General features: G+C 50.9%; 14 protein-coding genes. 5 read left to right on the plus strand and 9 right to left on the minus strand.

The window, feature by feature from the left end; translation table 11 throughout:
* Positions 1-537 precede the first annotated feature (537 nt).
* Positions 538-3,288: an ankyrin repeat domain-containing protein gene (locus CX664_RS23360; protein ID WP_101749041.1), complete on the plus strand. Its 2,751-nt coding sequence runs from the start codon at positions 538-540 to the stop codon at positions 3,286-3,288.
* Here the strand turns inward: CX664_RS23360 and CX664_RS23365 are convergent.
* From CX664_RS23365 to CX664_RS23390, 6 genes are all read right to left on the minus strand, one after another.
* The gene (locus tag CX664_RS23365; protein ID WP_101749042.1) at positions 3,223-3,546 is read right to left on the minus strand and encodes a type II toxin-antitoxin system PemK/MazF family toxin; all 324 of its coding nucleotides are present in this window, start codon (positions 3,544-3,546) and stop codon (positions 3,223-3,225) included. The genes CX664_RS23360 and CX664_RS23365 overlap by 66 nt on opposite strands.
* Positions 3,543-3,773 carry an antitoxin MazE family protein gene (locus tag CX664_RS23370; protein WP_101749043.1) on the minus strand — a complete coding sequence of 77 codons (231 nt, stop codon included), beginning with the start codon at positions 3,771-3,773 and terminating at the stop codon, positions 3,543-3,545. Before CX664_RS23370 ends, CX664_RS23365 begins: the two co-directional genes overlap by 4 nt.
* Before the next feature lie 75 nt (positions 3,774-3,848).
* Entirely contained in the window at positions 3,849-4,226 is a 378-nt protein-coding gene (locus CX664_RS23375; protein ID WP_101749052.1) for a gamma-butyrobetaine hydroxylase family protein, read from the minus strand.
* Between the two features lie 236 nt (positions 4,227-4,462).
* Positions 4,463-5,800: an HslU--HslV peptidase ATPase subunit gene (hslU, locus tag CX664_RS23380; protein ID WP_219622281.1), complete on the minus strand. Its 1,338-nt coding sequence runs from the start codon at positions 5,798-5,800 to the stop codon at positions 4,463-4,465.
* A 28-nt stretch (positions 5,801-5,828) separates the two neighbouring features.
* Positions 5,829-6,371 carry an ATP-dependent protease subunit HslV gene (hslV, locus tag CX664_RS23385; RefSeq protein ID WP_101749044.1) on the minus strand — a complete coding sequence of 181 codons (543 nt, stop codon included), beginning with the start codon at positions 6,369-6,371 and terminating at the stop codon, positions 5,829-5,831.
* Between the two features lie 104 nt (positions 6,372-6,475).
* Complete coding sequence (locus CX664_RS23390; protein ID WP_101749045.1) at positions 6,476-7,069, minus strand: SPOR domain-containing protein; 594 nt, start codon at positions 7,067-7,069, stop codon at positions 6,476-6,478.
* A gap of 193 nt (positions 7,070-7,262) precedes the next feature.
* Here CX664_RS23390 and argS point away from each other — a divergent pair, with 193 nt between their 5' ends.
* On the plus strand, positions 7,263-9,005 hold the full coding sequence (gene argS / locus CX664_RS23395) for an arginine--tRNA ligase (RefSeq protein ID WP_101749046.1): 1,743 nt from the start codon (positions 7,263-7,265) through the stop codon (positions 9,003-9,005).
* Positions 9,006-9,149: 144 nt separating this feature from the next.
* A complete protein-coding gene (locus CX664_RS23400; RefSeq protein ID WP_101749047.1) occupies positions 9,150-9,746 on the plus strand; it encodes a hypothetical protein in 597 nt (198 codons plus the stop codon).
* Between the two features lie 65 nt (positions 9,747-9,811).
* Here CX664_RS23400 and dtd read toward each other — a convergent pair whose 3' ends face one another.
* Both dtd and pip read right to left on the minus strand, forming a co-directional pair.
* Entirely contained in the window at positions 9,812-10,249 is a 438-nt protein-coding gene (gene dtd, locus CX664_RS23405) for a D-aminoacyl-tRNA deacylase (RefSeq protein WP_101749048.1), read from the minus strand.
* A 38-nt stretch (positions 10,250-10,287) separates the two neighbouring features.
* Positions 10,288-11,241 carry a prolyl aminopeptidase gene (pip, locus tag CX664_RS23410; RefSeq protein ID WP_101749049.1) on the minus strand — a complete coding sequence of 318 codons (954 nt, stop codon included), beginning with the start codon at positions 11,239-11,241 and terminating at the stop codon, positions 10,288-10,290.
* Positions 11,242-11,794: 553 nt separating this feature from the next.
* Here pip and CX664_RS23415 point away from each other — a divergent pair.
* Positions 11,795-12,769 (plus strand): hypothetical protein, encoded by a 975-nt coding sequence (locus tag CX664_RS23415; RefSeq protein ID WP_180966610.1) that lies wholly within the window; start codon positions 11,795-11,797, stop codon positions 12,767-12,769.
* A gap of 53 nt (positions 12,770-12,822) precedes the next feature.
* Here the strand turns inward: CX664_RS23415 and typA are convergent, their stop codons facing one another.
* Positions 12,823-14,640 (minus strand): translational GTPase TypA, encoded by a 1,818-nt coding sequence (gene typA, locus CX664_RS23420; protein ID WP_219622282.1) that lies wholly within the window; start codon positions 14,638-14,640, stop codon positions 12,823-12,825.
* Positions 14,641-15,214: 574 nt separating this feature from the next.
* On the opposite strand from typA, the gene CX664_RS23425 reads away from it, so the two are divergent.
* Positions 15,215-16,531: a hypothetical protein gene (locus CX664_RS23425; protein ID WP_146000270.1), complete on the plus strand. Its 1,317-nt coding sequence runs from the start codon at positions 15,215-15,217 to the stop codon at positions 16,529-16,531.
* The last annotated feature ends 541 nt before the right edge of the window (positions 16,532-17,072 follow it).

Genomic DNA, 17,072 nt, shown 5'->3' on the forward strand with positions numbered 1-17,072 from the left:
GCTGGGGAGGGTGATTATTGGTTTTATCATCTTTCAGCTCCTCTAATAATAATTTTTAAGTAGCTGGCCATATGGAATCATATATTTCTGACTCCTTGGGCAGGTGCTATGCGAGGCACAACGGAGGGAGCATAGCCGTAGCTATGTGACCGGAGTTGTAACGAAGCAGAGTGCCTGAACAAGGAGTCAGAAATATATGATTTCATATGGTTAGCTACTTAACGTTGCTTTGCTCTGCCCCGGCTAATGGATGGACAGATAAAGACTGATGCAATCAGCAGGCATGAAAACCGGTGGGCAATTGAAGTCTAATAACCAGAACCAGCTGAACAAGCATGAATTAAGACAAAAAAAGTGACAAACCGTTCATTAATTGCTCACAGCTCCGGACTTGAAGGTCTCCCTTATCCGGCTCTTCCTATCCAACCGCTGACACACAGCCCGGTCTTTCCCTGGCGATAATCCCTGTCAGCCAAAATATCTCTGCTACGCTTCTCCTGCCTGCCCACGACCATCCACCATTAGTCAGGAGATCTGATGAATACTGCTATTTCGCCAGCCCCTGCCGTCCCTTTCGTTGTAAATAATTCCTGCCCCCTGTGCCTACAAACATTTGCTGATCAAAAAGAAATCACCGTTGCCACTTGTCAGCATCAATATCATGAACAGTGCATCAATCCATGGCTGAACAACTCCAAAGGGATTGACCAGCGCAGTGTCGATGTTGTGCAGCAGGTACCTCGCCATGGCAGTGCAGCTGAATCACTGCTTGCCCAGACCACTGTTCCCGATGAACCCCTGCCCGTGCAATGCTGTCGTTCCGGAGATATGGAGGTGTTGTCTGGCTGGCTGGGTCGGGAGCCCATGCTGGCCCGCCAGAGCTTTTACTCAGCACTCTACGGCGGCCATGTCACGCTGCTGCACATTGCTGCCCAGACGGGCAATGAGGCGTGTGTACAGATGCTTGTTAACCATAACTCTGATGCCAATGCCGTCTCTTCTGCCGGCATGACACCCCTGCACTTTGCTGCCGAATTTGGCCACGAGCAGTGTGTCAAAACATTGATCGCCAATGGTGCCAATATGAATGCCCGGGACAGTATGGGCAGAAGCCCCCTGCACAGTGCTGCCCTGCGTGGTCAGGTGACGTGTGTGGAGCGTTTTCTTGAATTCAGGGCGATTGGCAATGAAATTGACCTGTTTGACACTACCCCCCTGCATCTCGCGGCCATGATGGGGCATGATGCCTGTGTGGCAGCCTTACTCTTTACCGGGCGCAGAGAGAAGCATGGTGAGCGGAGTTGGGTGAAATATGAAGAGAATATAGATGCCACCTGTGATCACCATCATACGGCACTGCACCTTGCCGTTCTTAATGGTCATGGCAAGTGTGCACAAATCCTGCTCGATCATGGTGCCAATGTGAACGCCATTCTGGACAAGGGCAAGACACTCTTGCATGTTCTCACCCGCAGTGGCCCCATCGATTTCTTGCAAGTGCTCCTTGATCAAGGGCTGGATGTCAATGCCAAAGACGACAATGGGCAGACAGCCCTGCACATTGCCGCCCTTGGTGGCGGTGTGAATTTTATGGAACTGTTACTCAATCGCAATGTCAGCCTGCTTGATGCCAGGGACAACGACGGCTCTACTCCCCTGCACCTGGCAGCCCAGGCTGGCAAGGCCCGGAGCGTGCAATTTCTGCTGAACCGGCAGGCAAACGTCAACTGCCAAAACAACAGGAACCTGTCACCCCTGAGCAACGCTGCCCATCAAGGGTATCCAGAGTGTATAAAACTTTTACTGGCTCATGGTGCCAGGTTTATTGAAGCCAGCACCATCCCTGGCTGGTCGCCACTGCACAGTGCTGCTGACAATGGGCATGTTGAATGTATGGAGCTTTTGCTTGGTGCCGGGCACAACGTCAATGCCGCCAACCGTGACGGTATAACCGCTCTGCACAGGGCCGCCCAGACTCCCCAGCGGAATTCCGTGGACATCCTGATCAAGCATGGTGCCGATATCCATGCCCTCACAGAGGGCCACAATACCCCCCTCCATAATACGACCCTGTTCGACAGTGTGGAGTATCTGCAGACCTTGATCAGACTGGGGGCTGATATCAATGCCAGGACTCTTTATGGCTTGACGCCTCTGCATATTGCTGCCCGGGAAGGGAGTGTGAAGTGTATGAAAGTCTTGCTTGAGCATCAGGCGCTGATCATAAGCTCCCAACGCGGTGGGGGATGGACGCCCCAGCATTTTGCCAGCAAACATGGTCACAGCGAATGCCTTCGGTTGCTGTTGATGGACAACAGGGCGAGCATTAATGCAGAGGATGAGATGGGCCATACCCCCCTGCACATCGCTGCCCAGTTTGGCAGGATTCCCTGTATGACTGTGCTGTTGAATCACAAAGACTCTGTGCATATCAATGCCAGGAGTAATAAGGAATCAAGCCCCTTGCATTTAGCCGCACAGTTGGGCCAGTTGGGAAGTGTCGAGCTTCTTTTGGCTTACAAAGCGGATATCAACTTCAAGAATATACGTGGCCAGACTCCCCTGCACCTGGCCACCATGGGCGATCACAGGCAGTGTGTGCAGGTTCTGGTCGACAACAATGCCGATATCAGTACCCTGGATGACAAAAACTACTCGCCCGTATGCCACGCTGTCCGCCGTGGTTATACCGCATGCATGGAGCTGTTGCTTGATGCGATGGAAAAGACTGGAATTTCCCTCAGTCAGTTGCAGGGAGGGATATCGCTCTTGCATATCGCTGCCCAGTGTGGCCAGATCGACTGTGCCCAGGTCCTGGTTAACAAAGGGATAGATGTTAATAACAGGTCGGCTGCCGGCTTTACCCCCCTGCACATGGCCATAAAGAAAGACAAGGTAGAAAGTGCACAATTCCTGCTCCGCAACGGAGCAAATATCCATGCGACCACCAGCACAGACGAGACGGTGCTGCATTTTGCGGTTAAGGGAAATGCCGTTGGGTCTTTGTCCGTCCTGATCGATAGCGGCGCTGATATCCATGCCAGGGATTGCCATGGCCAGACACCCCTGGAACTGGCCAGGAAGAAACAACGTGAGCAGCTGATATTGATGCTTGAGAAGGAAGAACACTCCCTGGGCCGAAATCCTGACCATGATGAGGGGCAATTGCCATGCATTGCTGATTGCTCGCGCTCCCGGGAATCTGTTGTGGATGCAGCGCTTTCAGGCCATTCCCAACCACAAGGCCATCAGCCGGGTGACTTCTGTCAGTTCTTGTTGACTGAGTGAGCCGATGGTTTTCCCGATTTTGTCTGTTTTTATAGTGGTGATTTTATCGATCATCACTTGAGAGGTTTTGTTGAGCCCGTTTTCTTTACTTTCAAACAGGGTGTAGCGGAATAGCGGCACGTCCCTCAACTCTCCTGTGATTGGCAGAAGAGTGACCGAAGGGTGCTCTGGAAACAGGTTGGATTGGATGATTAAGGCTGGCCTTGGTTTGCCATAGTCTCCCTTGATTAAGACGGTAACGATGTCGCCGCGCTTCATGCCCAGCCCTCATCGTCGCTGGTTTGTTCAATCCAGTCCATGGTGTCGCGTTCCAGTTTATCGGACTTGAGCATGGCAGATTGTCGCTGACACTCCAGACCGAAGCCCTTGATCCGTGTATCAGGAACCCAGATCTGTAAAGGGCGCAAACCAGCCTGACGGAGTGTTTTTCTGTGACTTTCTACACGTTCCCGGGTGGTTTTGGGCTGGTTAGTATTGGTAGACATAATGCCTCCGTGGCTAAGTTTTCATAATGGTGATTATGTTACATGTAACGTAGCAGGCAGGGCATTGATGTCAAGTTACTGAAAAAGGCGAACCACCGAAACGTCCGGATCACGGCTGGCACCTGCATCCCTCAGAGCCTGCAGGTACTCATCCCACATCGCTTCTTTGTTTTGACACAGCTCATGGAGGTAACCCCAGTCATAAATCCCACTGTTATGCCCATCATCAAACACCAGCTTGATGGCATATTGGCCAACCATTTCCACGCCGGTGATGGCCACATTCAGTTTACCGGTCTGCAAAACTGGGTTGCCATGACCACGAACCTCGGCAGATGGGCTTAATACCCGGAGAAACTCCGCTTCCAGCTGGAACGTGTCATGACCAAACTGAATCTCTAACGTTTTGGAGCGTTTGTGCAGTTTAATGGCGGAAGGAATTGGGGTAGTCATTTCGGGCCGGGTTTCCACTCATTATGAAAGAGTAAGGAACTGTCCTGAAATAACTTCCACATTTCCGATGCTATTCAGCCAAGAAAAAACTTTGCCACGGAGACACGGAGTCACGGAGGAAAAGATTTTTCTGTTCTCCGTGCCTCCGTGTCTCCGTGGCAAAAAAAGGAAGTAATTCAGGAACAACTCCTAAGAGCAGAGTGACCAGCAAGACACCGACCACTCCCTATCAAACATCAGAGGATATAACGACTCAGGTCTTCATCCTCAACCAGTTCACCCAGGTGTTTATCAACATAAGCCGCATCAACCTTTAGTGGCGCGCCATCCTGGGCAGACGCCAGATCCGCAGCGCCAAAGGAAACTTCTTCCAGCAGACGCTCCATCACCGTATGGAGGCGGCGGGCACCGATATTTTCAGTACGTTCATTCACCTGCCAGGAAACCTCAGCCAGGCGGCGAATGGCATCGTCGGCAAACTCGATATTGAGTGATTCTGTGGCCATCAGCGCCTGGTATTGTTCGGTCAGAGACGCATCCGGCTCGGTCAGAATACGCATAAAGTCTTCAGAAGAGAGCGCTTTCAGTTCAACACGGATGGGCAGACGCCCCTGCAGCTCTGGAATCAGATCGGAAGGCTTGGCCAGGTGGAACGCACCGGAGGCAATAAACAGAATGTGATCTGTCTTCACCATGCCGTATTTGGTAGAAATGGTACAACCTTCGATTAATGGCAGCAGGTCACGCTGCACACCTTCACGGGAGACGTCAGCAGTAGAAGCACCTGAACGCTTGGCCACCTTGTCAATTTCGTCAATAAAGACGATACCGTTCTGCTCAACAGCTTCAACCGCCTTGGTCTTGAGTTCATCCTCATTGACCAGCTTGGCCGCTTCTTCTTCCTGAACCAGACGCATGGCATCCTTGACTTTCAGCTTCCGCTTTTTGGATTTGCCGGTATTCAGGTTAGAGAACATGCTCTGCAGCTGGCTGGTCATCTCTTCCATGCCAGGAGGTGCCATGATTTCAACACCCATGGCCGCTTCACGCACATCAATCTCAATCTCTTTATCGTCCAGGTCGCCTTCGCGGAGTTTTTTGCGGAATACCTGACGGGTTGAGTTGTCCTGGGGCTGGGACTCGTCACCAAAAGATCGGGGAGGCGGCAGCAGTGCATCCAGAATGCGCTCTTCAGCGGCATCCAGCGCACGGTGGCGAACGCGCTCCATTTCCATCTCACGGAGCATTTTGATGGCCGCGTCCATCAGGTCACGGACAATGGATTCGACATCGCGGCCCACATAACCCACTTCGGTAAACTTGGTGGCTTCCACCTTGATAAACGGTGCATTGGCCAGTTTGGCCAGACGCCGGGCAATCTCGGTTTTACCAACGCCGGTGGGGCCGATCATCAAAATATTTTTCGGGCTGATCTCGTTACGCAGATCTTCATTCAACTGCATTCTGCGCCAGCGGTTCCGAAGGGCAATGGCTACAGCGCGTTTGGCCTCGTCCTGGCCAATAATATGTTTGTCCAGCTCATGGACAATTTCACGGGGTGTCATATCTGACATATCAGAAACTCGTTAGATCGCTATTGTTTCAAGCTGCAGGAAGCTCTTCGATGACTTGGTTTGAGTTGGTGTAGACACAGATATCTGCGGCGATACCCAGACTCTTTTCAACGATATCCCGGGCACCCATTTCGGTGTTGTGAAACAGTGCCTTGGCAGCTGCCTGGGCATAAAAACCACCGGAACCGATGGCCAGGATGCCATCTTCCGTCTCCATCACATCGCCATTACCAGTGATGATCAGGGAGGCAGTGGCATCAGCAACAATCAGCATGGCTTCCAGACGTTGCAGGGCCCGCTCGGTTCGCCACTCTTTGGCCAGCTCAACCGCTGATTTGGTCAGTCGTCCCTGGTGTTTTTCCAGCTGGGCTTCAAAACGCTCAAACAGGGTAAAGGCATCAGCAGTACCACCGGCAAATCCGGCAATCACTTTACCTTTATGCAGTCGGCGTACTTTGTGGGCGTTGCCCTTGATTACGGCATCACCCAGCGAAACCTGGCCATCACCACCGATCACGACACTGCCGCCACGACGTACCGACAGAATAGTTGTGCCACGATACTGTTCCAAGGCTCGCTCCTTAATAAAAAACGGATAACAGGACCTTATATGGGGCAGGGAAATAAATTATCAAGAGGGGCGGAAGAGAAAACCCGCCCGGAATGGTGCTTTTTCTATTTCAACTGTAACAAAAGACTATCAATGTTTTTGCTGGCCAGCACTTCCTGGGCATTGTGCAGTGAGGCCCGATCGGTAAATGGTCCCAGCTGCACCCGGTGCCAGGTTTCCCCTGTGCCAACACTGACTTTCTCGACTTTGGGAGTCAAACCTTCCAGTAGCAATTGCGCCCTGAGTCGCTCGGCATCCTTGTCACTGCGGAAAGAGCCGGCCTGCAGCAGATATTTTTTAGCGCTGGCTGACGGTTTCTGATCCGGTTTACTCTCTGTTTTTTTGGCAGAGACTGGTTCCGGTTTCAGTTCCGGCTCCGCAATGGATACCGTCACTTCCGACTCGGGCAGCAGGGTATAAAAATCAAACACCGGCTGATTATCTTTTTGCTGTTCATCCCCGGACGATGACTTGACCTGACCTGCTACGCTGCGCACATCTTTGGCAGAGGGCGTTAGCCCTGCCAGAAAAGCAGCAAACACACCAATAACCAGACCTGCCAGCAGCCAGGCCCAGTTGGGCAGAGACACACCGGCTGATTTACCGGCATTGGTCGATTTACTGGCTCCCCGCCTGCTATTGTTTGATCTGGATGTCATATCTCTCAACTTATCTATTATCAGGTCTGTGTTTGTCCGGCTGTTTATGAACACACCCGGATAAAGATACCATTATCTCCAGCCTTACTGATATAAGTTCAAGCACGGCTATTGCCTCTATTGAGACAAATGGCCTTTTTCGATAGCATTCCCGCCATTTAAATTCCAGCGAGTTTTAACCAAGGACTCATGCATGAATATTCTCAAGCTGCTTGACGACAAGGTCATCAAAGCGCTTATTGCTGCGGGTGCTCCAGAGGAGACCCCGGCCATGGTTCGTCCCAGCGCACGGGCGAACTTTGGTGATTACCAGTGCAACGCTGTGATGGCTGCGGCCAAAAAAATGGGTATGAACCCACGGGAACTGGCACAAAAAGTGATCGATAATCTGGACCTTGATGGCATTGCCAGCAAGGTTGACATTGCCGGACCCGGTTTCATCAACATTCATCTCGCCCCCCAATGGCTGGCCAGCAGTCTTCAGTCTGCCGTCCACGATCCCCGGGCTGGTGTTGCACAGACCGACAACAGGCAAACCGTGGTGGTTGATTACTCAGCGCCGAACGTTGCCAAAGAGATGCACGTTGGCCACCTGCGCTCCACCATTATCGGCGACTCAACCGCCAGAACCCTGGAGTTTCTCGGACACAAGGTGATCCGCCAGAACCACCTGGGGGACTGGGGTACGCAATTTGGCATGCTGATCGCCCACCTGGAAGAACTTGAGAAAGAGAACCAGGAAGCCATGAGCATGGAGCTTTCTGACCTGGAAACGTTCTATCGCGAAGCCAAGAAGCATTTTGATGACAACCCGGACTTCGCCACCCGCGCCAGAAGCTATGTGGTCCGCCTGCAGGCCGGCGACGAGTACTGCCTGAAACTGTGGAAAAAACTGGTGGATACCACTCTGTCACACAACCAGGATAACTATGACCGCCTGAATGTCTCACTGACCGCTGCTGATGTGATGGGGGAAAGCGCCTATAACGACAGTCTGCCCGTGATCATCCAGCTGCTGGATGAACAGGGACTGTTGAGTGAAGACAGCGGTGCCAGGGTTGTCTTTCTGGATGAGTTCAAAAACAAGGATGGCGACCCAATGGGCGTCATCGTCGAGAAGTCCGGAGGTGGTTTCCTTTACACAACCACCGACCTGGCGGCGATCCGTCACCGCTGCCATACCCTGAACGCCGATCGCGTTCTCTATTACGTAGATGCACGCCAGGGACAGCATTTCGACCAGGTATTCACCATTGCCCGCAAGGCAGGATTTGCGTCTGACCACGCTTCACTGGAACACCACGCCTTTGGCATGATGCTGGGCAAAGATGGCAAACCGTTCAAGACCCGTGCCGGCACCACCATCAAGCTGGCAGACCTTCTGGACGAGGCGGAAGAACGCGCAGCCGCCCTGATTGCCAGCAAATCCGGCGACCTTTCAGAAGAACAGAAGGTAAATGTGATCCGCTCTGTGGCCATTGGCTCGGTAAAATATGCGGACCTTTCCAAAAACCGGACCAGCGACTATGTTTTTGACTGGGATAACATGCTGGCCTTTGAGGGCAATACCGCACCTTACCTGCTCTATGCCTACACCCGGATCATGAGCATCTTCCGCAAGGCCGGTATCAGCGAGTCTGACCTCACTGGTGATATCCTGATTGAGAACGATGCTGAACGGGAGCTGGCCCTGCAGCTGTGCCGCTTCAGCGAAACCATTGAATCCGTTGCCAGAGAAGGCCTGCCACATCAGCTGTGCGCCTATCTGTACGACATCTCCGGTGCCTTTATGAAGTTCTATGAAGCATGCCCGGTGAACAAGGAAGGCGTTTCTGAAGACCTGCGCAACAGCCGCCTGCAGATCTGCGCCCTGACCGCCAGAACCCTGAAGCTGGGTCTTGGCCTGCTGGGCATTGAAACCGTCGAGCAGATGTAATAATACCCGCCTGACACCCAATGTCAGGCCCTCTATCGCCTTATTTGCAATTATTTTGCCCAATTAGCCAACATTGGCGGAACTTTTCCGAAACCTCATAGTCTAGAACAATAGTTCAAAAGAATTTTAATAAGGAGGTTAACCATGATTGGTTCTGCCATACCAGGCGGAATAGCCCGATTAACCAAGAGGTTTATCAGTTATTCCGAGCCCGTGTCTCGACCTTTAGCCATGTTCGTAGCTGGACGTATTGGCGGAGGTATAACTGTGCAGTTTGGCCCCAGGGCTGTTAAAGCTGTTGTCGACTATACAGTTACTGGCTATTTTGCAAAGCAGCTTTGCTGTCTAACAGCAAATGCGTTTTTTGGCCCATACTATTACCCTGCCGGCCAGGTGATATTTTCCGGCCTTGCAGCAGTAAGCCCCGGGCCTGTAGCGATTGCCGATAAAATTACTCCATACTTCTACCATCAGCGTTATCTGGCCGAGCTTGACAAAAGCGACTTTGACCCGACGCGATTGGAAGCTGAAGATGTGGAACTTGAAGGAGTGGAAGAGGGCTATGTAAATTACACCTACGAGCCACTCCCTGTTGATGAGTCTACTTACTGTTTCTTCAACAAGGAAGATGCTGAAGGCATGCCACCCTTGCTTCCCCTCAATGGCAAGCCTGAGTTTGAAATGGAGGTATTCAAAACGGTCGAAACAGATGCTTCCGAGGATGATAATGCTGCACTGTAGCCAAAATATGGATCATCAGCCCATTACCGGGCTTGATGATCCATTCCGTTTTTCGGTATTTGACGCTAAGACTCCAGCAGAAACGTCACCGGCCCATCATTGAGCAGAGAGACTTTCATATCTGCACCAAAGCGGCCGGTGGCAACATTGTGATGCAGAGCTTCAGCCCGCTCAACAAAGTAGTGATATAGCTTTTCTCCCTGCTCAGGAGAGGCTCCGGCACTGAAACCCGGGCGCAAACCTTTACGGGTATCCGCAACCAGGGTGAACTGGGAAACAATAAGCAGGCCGCCCCCCACATCGCGCAAACCAAGTTTCATCCTGCCCTGATCATCACTGAAAATTCGATATTTCAACACTTTTTCCAGCAGTTTATCCGCCAGAGCCAGGTCATCCCCTTTTTCGACCCCCAGCAACAGAAGAATGCCGGAACCGATTTCTCCGACCGTTTCCCCATCCACCACCACGCTGGCATGACTGACCCGCTGAATCAACCCTTTCATCGATGCATCTCGAGTTGTTTTTCCAATACGCTCTGCTTTTATGGAGCCAATCTTCGGGCAAAATCATCCGTTGCCCTGACCAGTGCATCCACAATGCCCGGCTCACAGGAAGCGTGACCGGCATCCCGGATAATCTGCAAATCTGCCTGCGGCCAGTGATCCGCAAGCGCCTGTGCATTATCCAGCGGACAGATCATGTCATAACGCCCATGCACGATCACGCCGGGAATGGCTGATATCAGATTCATCTTCTCTATAATCTGATTCGGGTTAATGAAGGACTTATGTTTAAAGTAATGGCACTCTATCCGCGAAAGGGATAAGGCCAGGTGTGGATCAGCAAAATGATCCACCAGTTCATGGTTGGGGCGCAGGGTTGCCGTATTGCCCTCCCACAAAGACCAGTGCTTGGCAGCATTCATTCTGGCCAGTTCATCCTCGCCAAACAGCCGCTGATAGTAAGCTTCCAGAAGATCGCCGCGTTCACCTTCCGGTATCAGCTCCAGAAAGTGCGCCCAGTGATCCGGAAATACTCTGCTGGCTCCCTCTTTATAAAGCCAGTCAAGATCCTGTTGCCGGGAAAGAAAAACACCCCTGAGAACCAGTCCTGACAAACGCTTCGGATGCGCCTGGGCATACAGCAACGAAAGTGTTGAGCCCCAGGAGCCACCAAATACCAGCCACCGCTCAACTCCCAGGTTTTCACGAATCAACTCCATGTCTTCAATCAGTGCAGTGGTATTATTGTGCTCCAGTTCAGCATGGGGTCTGGAGCGCCCACTCCCCCTCTGATCAAAAAGAATAATCCGATACTTTTCCGGATCAAAAAAACGGCGATCCTGCTCTGTACAACCGGCACCCGGTCCACCATGCACGAAAAGAACCGGTAGCCCATCCTGAGAACCACACTCTTCAATGTATATCTCATGAATATCATCAACTTGCAGGTGCCGGGTAGCGTAGGGTTTGATGGCGGGATACAGGGTGCGCATGGAAAATCCTTTCAGGAAAACACCAGAACAATGCCTAACCTTAACCTTAAACGGTTATTGCGGCAAAGGGCACGTCGTCACTTTTAAAAACATAACTTGAACTAATTCGGCGACAACCTGTCTGAGACCTAGTACATGGTGTCAATGAGTTTGACGTGTACAATCTCCGTTCACCCTGAGCGTCCTTCGGCTCCGCTCAGGATGCACGGACGAAGGGTGCTTGGCACGATCTATCAGAGTCTGGAGTTTCCGCCTTTAGGCCCTATGGGCCCTTCGGCAGGCTCAGGACGAACGGAGTGCGTAGGCACGACAACCCGTCAAACTCATTGAAACCATGTACTAGTACTTTCTGAATTTAAACATCCTCTACTGATAACACCACGCCATTCAGCTACGTACACCGACCTCTCTGGAGAGGGTAATAAACAGCAACAGCCCGAAGAATATGAAATACCAACCTGGAAAAGTAATTAAAACAATTGTGGTCTTTTTGATCATCCTAATGGCAATACCCGCCAGAGCATCCCGGTACTTCTCTGAAGATGATCAAATAATGATTCAGCAATGGGTAGCCAGGACGGGCTTTAAGATTTACTCAACCAATCCTGAAACCCAACAGCATGATCGCTGGCAATATACCCTGACGGCTTTACAAGCCCTGCATACCTGTCGACCCGAACAATTTTATCACTATCTTTCACAACTGCTTATTTCGGCGGGCAGAACGGCGGATGATGAGCTGCATCAACTGCTTCAGCCAGCATTGGATCTAAATAAAAAAGAGAAAAACGTCTTTGCAACGTTCATCCTTGAGCAGAGCAAGAATGACCTTGCGGCCTGGTTGAGCCACCACACGGAGCTGGAGAAGCATCTCGCCCATGATGACGAGCTCTATAACAAGCTGTTTGAACTATTAACCAGAACCACCATTAGCAACACCCGGGTTTGCCCAGAAATGTTAATGCTGGAGAACTTCAAGGGGGTTAAGGAGAAGCGGCATGCTGTTTTGCAATGCATCGCCCTGTCAGCGAATCTGTATATTGTTGATATCGATATCAGCCACAACCGAATAGCCACCAGAAAAATGCTGGGTCCGGGGCCCGTCAGCACCGATCTGACGTCCTCGCCAGCAGTGGTTCTGGACAATAGTGAAGAGCTGTTTGCAGCCATTCCTGAACTCTACGACAACCCGCACAGCAACCCGGTCATATTACTCACCTCACCGTTGGAATACGGCTTTCTGGTCTCTCACCGACTGAGCCAGAAAAACAACAGACCCCCGGTATCTCCCCTGACAACGTCCGACATTGAACAAATGCGACAGCGCTACAAGGCAGATAAAAAGAAACGGGTTAAACATGAAAAGAAAAGACACTTTTTAGCGGTAGGGAAACGTGACCCTCACTTTCTGGAAGGCTGGATTGCATCGCCGGGTTATACCTTTGTGGCATGCCTTGTTATTGCAGCGATTATTACTCAGCTAACGACCACGGTCCCATACCCCGGCAATCCCTGGTTAGGGCCATAAAAACCCCACACCAAGTGGGGTTTTGCATACAGTATTTCAGTTATTCGCCAGTATTACTTTGAACGACTTGCACGCTTACGCTCATGCTCCTTCAGGAACTTTTTGCGAATACGGATGTGGTTGGGCGTCACCTCAACCAGCTCATCATCATCAATAAACTCCAGGGCCTGTTCCAGAGAGTGGCGAACCGGCGGTGTCAGAATTATATTCTCATCGGTACCTGCAGCACGAATGTTCGTCAGCTGCTTGGCTTTGGTGGGGTTTACCGTCAAATCGTTATCACGACTATGCAGACCGATAATCTGGCCTTCATAGACATCAACGTTCGGGTTAATGAACAGACGGCCACGCTCCTGCAAGCTGAACAACGCATAGGCCAGCACCTTGCCATTCACCATGGAGATAAGAACTCCGTTGTTGCGCTGGCCAACTTCCCCACCCTTGACTTCACCGTAGTGATCGAAGATGGAGGTCAGGATACCGCTGCCTGAAGTCATGGTCAGGAACTGGGAACGGAAACCGATCAGACCACGGGCCGGCATAATGAAGTCAAGACGCACACGCCCTTTGCCATCCGGCACCATATCTTTCAGTTCAGCACGGCGCTGGCCAAGCTCTTCCATCACCGGCCCCTGGTGCTGTTCTTCAATGTCCACCACCACGTGCTCAAAGGGCTCCTGCTTAACGCCGTCAATTTCCTTTACCACCACCTGTGGACGGGAAACCGCCAGCTCAAACCCTTCCCGACGCATGGTTTCAATCAGAACAGACAGGTGCAGTTCACCACGGCCGGATACCTTGAACTTATCCGCATCATCGCCCTGCTCAACACGCAACGCTACGTTGGAGATCAGTTCGCGATCAAGACGCTCACGGATATTACGGGAGGTAACGAACTTGCCATCCTGACCAGCAAACGGAGAGTCATTCACCTGGAAGGTCATACTGACTGTTGGCTCATCAACCGTCAGCGGTGGCAGCATTTCCGGACGCTCAGGATCACAGATCGTGTCAGAAATGTTCAGCTTATCGATACCGGTAATGCAGACAATGTCACCGGCACGGGCTTTGGCCACTTCAACACGCTCAAGCCCCAGATGCCCCATGACCTGCTGCACTTTGGCCTTACGCTGCTTGTTGTCACGATCCACCAGCACAATCTGCTGACCTGGCTTCAGTACACCACGGGTAATACGACCAATACCGATTACACCGACGTAGCTGTTGTAATCCAGGGCACTGATCTGCATCTGCAAAGGACCGTCAACATTGACCGGTGGTGCAGGCACACGCTCAGTAATCATCTCAAACAGCGGTGTCATATCTTCAGCCAGATTGTCCGGATCATGACCGGCAACACCGTTCAGTGCGGAGGCGTAAATCACCGGGAAGTCCAGCTGCTCATCCGTAGCGCCCAGACGATCAAACAGATCAAATACCTGATCCATAACCCAGTCAGGGCGAGCACCCGGACGATCAACCTTGTTGATTACCACAATCGGGCTCAGGCCCTGCTCAAAGGCCTTCTGGGTAACAAAGCGGGTCTGTGGCATCGGACCATCAACGGCATCCACCAGCAGCAGAACCGAGTCAACCATGGAGAGTACCCGCTCAACTTCACCACCGAAGTCAGCGTGTCCCGGGGTATCAACGATATTGATATGGAAATCTTGCCACTCAATCGCAGTGTTCTTGGCCAGGATGGTAATACCACGCTCTTTTTCCTGGTCATTGGAGTCCATGATACGCTCAGCGCCCTGGTCCTTACGACCCAGAGTACCTGACTGCTGCAGCAGCTTATCCACCAGCGTAGTCTTGCCGTGGTCTACGTGGGCGATAATGGCAACGTTTCTTAACTTATTAATTTCCAAAACTTATTCCGCCTTTCAAAATCTTTAAATTTTTTTCGTACACATATTTGTACACACTTTTAAATCTGTCTGCTCCAGGGGCTGAGCAACTAAAATGGCGGCAATCCTACCACTCCGCGATTCATACGCAAGTTTTATACACCCTTATATCTGCCCGCCTTACCGGCATTTAAGTGCACGGGTATACGTATATGACCAGATATAACCGGCTTACCACGTTGACATCGCGACGGAAACCAGCCAAAAGGATTTTGCTAACACTCAAAGCCATAAAGTCCTCGCGTCTTGAGCCATTCCCAGTGCACCAGCCTGATCATCACCGGCATACTTGCCAATCCAAGATTACGGGCAGTTGCGGTACGATGATAACTCTCGGAACGGCTTATGGAAGCGGGGCAAAACCTGGTTGTCCAAAAGGAGTTCTGTAGCCAGACTTTTCTTTTAATTAGCAGGGAAGCGGCAATCAAGACAGAAGGGCGTCCTCTTTCTTCTGTTCAAAAAGGGAAACCAGTAAAAAGAAAGCCCTGACACTGGCTTCCGGATTTGCCGGTGCCTACCGGTCGTCGATCGTGAGATGCCTGATCCGTTTCCTATACTTCGAGATACCCAACAGCGCACATGGATGAAGCCAATGAGTAAGGTCGATGAGAGCACCCCGAGTCAGCCAGCCATCCCACCAAACAACAACAATCCGGAGAAACCTCAAAACACCAGTGCAGGCCGAATTTCTCAAATAGCAGATGCTGAGATTGAGCCAACAATTGGCAAAGCTGGTCATGCATTACCCAATAAGTGGACAGATTTTGGTCTGGAGAAACACCAAATCACCCTATCTTCGCCCCATAAGATCACTGACCTCAAACAGAGTAAACAAGAGAAGGATCAGCTTATAATTCTCGAGGAGAAAATCCAGACCGCAACTCAAAAGCTGACCGATACGACCCATAATAGTTCAGAGCAGTGTCAGCAAATCGAGGCCCTCATCAACGCCTATATGGATGAACTCGAGATGCTGGGCGATCCACCCTGCACGACCCGGCAACTGGCTTTGTTTCGAGACTACCTGCAAGAGCAATTGGTTCTCATGCCCACTGTCCACAAAGGTATTCTCCGCTCCAACCCAAATACCAACCAGCGCTTTCTCAGTAAAATGGCGGACAAAATCAACGATAAGATTATTGCTACTATACAGGCTCCAGACCATATTTTTGAGGATCTGGTCATACCGGCTGAGATTGAAAGGAAGGTGCGAATCCCCAGTGACAGTTGCCATGAAAGCGATATGCTCGCCATGAAAGCCGATTTAGATAAAAAAGGCCAACTTGTCATCCCCAACCAGATCGGTGTCGATTTGATCAGAAACACTGTACGTATTCACAACAACAATGGAGTCAACTTTGACAATAGTGCTCTATGCGCTGAATACCGCCATAAGATGGCTCATTATGAGACGGATGCCGCCAACGAAGTTCGTCAGGCGTTAGAAGGCGAGATTATCAGTAGCCTTGATGGGCTACCGATCGAAACACAGATGCAGATACTCAGCCACATCAACCAGACCGAGCTTAATCATATGCTCTACTGTCTCCAGGGTACTCTGTTTGACATGATGCCCGATTGGGGTCTGCTAACCCAACAAAACCCAGAGCTGGCCATCGACGTGATACGTAATGACAACAGCACTGACATCACCTACCGCATGAACGCTATTCCAACCTTTGTGGGGGGGGCAGGAGCTACTGATGGAGAGCCTCTTAAATATGACAGTCAATCTCGCATCTCGCTCAGTCGTACTGCCACTATCGATAATGATGGCCATGTTGATTATGGAAAAATTGAGGTGCGGTTCTATCTCCATAAGGTGAAAGAGGAATCCAGTGCCAAGTCTTGAATCTTGAATGTACTCCAAAAGGGAAACCAGCAAAAAGAACGACGATTAAAAAGTTAAAGCGTTACAGCCATTGGTAATGAATGAGGAGACAGGCTAAATTGTTTTTGTGTAAAGCATTGTGTAAGAGTTGATGATGCTGCTGTTCAGGAAGGCAAAAGCTAACACATTGAAACGCTTCAACAAAACCGCAATAGCTGTTTTCCTGTATCGAAGAAAGTTTTAGGTTCAATCCCAAAGCCAGCAATACCACCAATAAGGTCTTAAGGGTGAGTTTTTTAAAGCAGGCCCTTAAGCAGCAGGCTTAACCAGTTTACCGGAATCTTCAAGCCTTTTATAAAGGCTGCCTGCACTGAACTCCAGGCCATTAGGCCAGCAAAGAGCCCCTAGCTCGATAAAAAAGCGCTGAAAAAAACGTCATCCTCTAAAGCTCGGGTTAGGCTGGTTTTATATGACAGCATTTCACTAAAATCCATAACACCAAAGCTGCCATCAGAAAAGCGAAGGTAACTATTCAGCACCCCTAACATAAATCTGGAATTTT

Source organism: Endozoicomonas acroporae, from assembly GCF_002864045.1.
Classification (GTDB): Bacteria; Pseudomonadota; Gammaproteobacteria; order Pseudomonadales; family Endozoicomonadaceae; genus Endozoicomonas; species Endozoicomonas acroporae.